The following is a 3556-nucleotide window of genomic DNA, read 5'->3' on the forward strand; positions in this document are numbered from 1 at the left end:
AGATTACAATCGTTTTAATGACGTGACTTCAGTATGGGGCTATAGCTCAGCTGGGAGAGCGCTTGATTTGCATTCAAGAGGTCCGCGGTTCGATCCCGCGTAGCTCCACCATACTGACACTCAGTTTCTCGATTCAAAACCCTAAACCATACACATTAGTTAGTGTGCATCGTTTAGAGTTTTTTATAAACTCATGCTCTTTAACAATTTGGAAAGCTGATAAAAAAATAAGGTAAACATTATTGTTTATTTATTTGTTATTCAACAACTAAAAAAATAATTTTGATTATCACTGTAAGAGAAAACTCAAGCGTTATTTATGTCAGGTTCTTGACCTTATACAAGTCAAGTAACCAATAAATATGACACATAATATACGACTGAATCTGCGAGAGCATTTAAGGTTGTATGGTTAAGTGAATAAGCGTATACGGTGGATGCCTTGGCAATTGGAGGCGATGAAGGACGTGTTAATCTGCGATAAGTCTGGTTAAGGTGATAAAAACCGTTATAAACCAGAATTTCCGAATGGGGAAACCCACCCTTTTTAGGGTATCGTATAGTGAATACATAGCTATACGAAGCGAACCCGGAGAACTGAAACATCTAAGTACCCGGAGGAAAAGAAATCAACCGAGATTTCCTAAGTAGCGGCGAGCGAACGGGAAACAGCCGAATCAGCATGGTTTAGTGGAATGCTCTGGAAAGTGCAACGATAGTGGGTGATAGTCCCGTACACGACAAGCCATGTTGGACATATTAAGTAGGTCGGAGCACGAGAAACTTTGACTGAAGATAGGGGGACCATCCTCTAAGGCTAAATACTCCCAATTGACCGATAGTGAACCAGTACCGTGAGGGAAAGGCGAAAAGAACCCCTGTGAGGGGAGTGAAATAGAACCTGAAACCGTATACGTACAAGCAGTAGGAGCAGACTTGTTCTGTGACTGCGTACCTTTTGTATAATGGGTCAACGACTTATATTTTGTAGCAAGGTTAACCGAATAGGGGAGCCGTAGGGAAACCGAGTCTTAACTGGGCGAATAAGTTGCAAGGTATAGACCCGAAACCCGGTGATCTAGCCATGGGCAGGTTGAAGGTTGAGTAACATCAACTGGAGGACCGAACCCACTAACGTTGAAAAGTTAGGGGATGACCTGTGGCTAGGAGTGAAAGGCTAATCAAACCGGGAGATAGCTGGTTCTCCCCGAAATCTATTTAGGTAGAGCCTCGGACGAATACTTACGGGGGTAGAGCACTGTTTGGGCTAGGGGGCCATCCCGGCTTACCAACCCCATGCAAACTCCGAATACCGTAAAGTAATATCCGGGAGACACACGGCGGGTGCTAACGTTCGTCGTGGAGAGGGAAACAACCCAGACCGCCAGCTAAGGTCCCAAAGTTTATGCTAAGTGGGAAACGATGTGGGAAGGCTTAGACAGCTAGGAGGTTGGCTTAGAAGCAGCCACCCTTTAAAGAAAGCGTAATAGCTCACTAGTCGAGTCGGCCTGCGCGGAAGATGTAACGGGGCTAAGCATAACACCGAAGCTGCGGTAGCGAATTTATTCGCTAGGTAGGGGAGCGTTCTGTAAGTGGTTGAAGGTGGATTGAGAAGTCTGCTGGACATATCAGAAGTGCGAATGTTGACATGAGTAACGATAATGGGGGTGAAAAACCCCCACGCCGAAAGACCAAGGGTTCCTATCCCATGCTAATCAGGGTAGGGTAAGTCGGCCCCTAAGGCGAGGCAGAAATGCGTAGTCGATGGGAAACAGATTAATATTTCTGTACTTTTAATCATTGCGATGGGGGGACGGAGAAGGCTAGGTGAGCACGGCGATGGTTGTCCGTGTGAAAGTGTGTAGGTAGGCTGCTTAGGTAAATCCGGGCGGCTAATACTGAGACACGAGACGAGTCACTAAGGTGATGAAGTCATTGATGCCATACTTCCAGGAAAAGCCTCTAAGCTTCAGATGATTAAGAACCGTACCCCAAACCGACACAGGTGGTCAGGTAGAGAATACTAAGGCGCTTGAGAGAACTCGGGTGAAGGAACTAGGCAAAATGGTACCGTAACTTCGGGAGAAGGTACGCCCACGTTAGGTGAAGGCACTTGCTGCCGGAGCTGAAGTGGGTCGCAGTGACCTGGTGGCTGCAACTGTTTATTAAAAACACAGCACTGTGCTAAATCGAAAGATGACGTATACGGTGTGACACCTGCCCGGTGCCGGAAGGTTAATTGATTGGGTTATCTTCGGAGAAGCTCATGATCGAAGCCCCGGTAAACGGCGGCCGTAACTATAACGGTCCTAAGGTAGCGAAATTCCTTGTCGGGTAAGTTCCGACCTGCACGAATGGTGTAATGATGGCCACGCTGTCTCCACCCGAGACTCAGTGAAATTGAAATCGCAGTGAAGATGCTGTGTACCCGCGGCTAGACGGAAAGACCCCGTGAACCTTTACTACAGCTTGACACTGAACATTGAGCCTACATGTGTAGGATAGGTGGGAGGCTATGAAACTTGGACGCCAGTTCAGGTGGAGCCATCCTTGAAATACCACCCTTGTATGTTTGATGTTCTAACATTGGCCCCTTATCGGGGTTGTGGACAGTGTCTGGTGGGTAGTTTGACTGGGGCGGTCTCCTCCCAAAGAGTAACGGAGGAGCACGAAGGTTTGCTAAGTACGGTCGGACATCGTACGGTTAGTGTAATGGTAGAAGCAAGCTTAACTGCGAGACGGACATGTCGAGCAGGTACGAAAGTAGGTCATAGTGATCCGGTGGCTCTGTATGGAAGGGCCATCGCTCAACGGATAAAAGGTACTCCGGGGATAACAGGCTGATACCGCCCAAGAGTTCATATCGACGGCGGTGTTTGGCACCTCGATGTCGGCTCATCACATCCTGGGGCTGAAGTCGGTCCCAAGGGTATGGCTGTTCGCCATTTAAAGTGGTACGCGAGCTGGGTTTAGAACGTCGTGAGACAGTTCGGTCCCTATCTGCCGTGGGCGTTGGATGATTGAGAGGGGCTGCTCCTAGTACGAGAGGACCGGAGTGGACGAACCGCTGGTGTTCGGGTTGTCATGCCAATGGCATTGCCCGGTAGCTACGTTCGGAATCGATAACCGCTGAAAGCATCTAAGCGGGAAGCGAGCCTCGAGATGAGTCATCCCTGACAGTTTAACTGTCCTAAAGGGTCGTTGAAGACTACAACGTTGATAGGTAAGGTGTGGAAGTGCTGTGAGGCATTAAGCTAACTTATACTAATTGCCCGTGAGGCTTAACCATACAACGCTTAAGTGTTCTTGAGCACTGATGGTCAGAATTATTACAAACAATATTACCTTATTTCAGTTTTCTAATTGTTAAGACAATTTAAGTAAGCGGTGTTTATAAAACATCGATTACAAACAGCTTTGCCTGGTGGCAATAGCGCTGTGGACCCACCTGATTCCATTTCGAACTCAGAAGTGAAACGCAGCTGCGGCGATGGTAGTGTAGCATTTGCTATGCGAGAGTAGCTCACCGCCAGGCTCCCATACTAACCCCTTGCAC

General features: G+C 47.8%; 1 tRNA gene and 2 rRNA genes. All 3 read left to right on the forward strand.

Going from position 1 to position 3556, the window contains the following annotated elements:
• The first annotated feature begins 35 nt into the window (after window positions 1-35).
• The 3 genes from ABD009_RS14130 to rrf all read left to right on the forward strand — a co-directional run bounded on the left by ABD009_RS14130 (window position 36) and on the right by rrf (window position 3535).
• Window positions 36-111, forward strand: a tRNA-Ala gene (locus tag ABD009_RS14130).
• Between the two features lie 299 nt (window positions 112-410).
• Window positions 411-3289 (forward strand): 23S ribosomal RNA (locus tag ABD009_RS14135).
• A 131-nt stretch (window positions 3290-3420) separates the two neighbouring features.
• Window positions 3421-3535, forward strand: a 5S ribosomal RNA gene (gene rrf / locus ABD009_RS14140).
• Window positions 3536-3556 lie beyond the last annotated feature (21 nt).

Source organism: Psychrosphaera haliotis (assembly GCF_039523615.1).
In the GTDB taxonomy this organism is placed as follows: domain Bacteria; phylum Pseudomonadota; class Gammaproteobacteria; order Enterobacterales; family Alteromonadaceae; genus Psychrosphaera; species Psychrosphaera haliotis.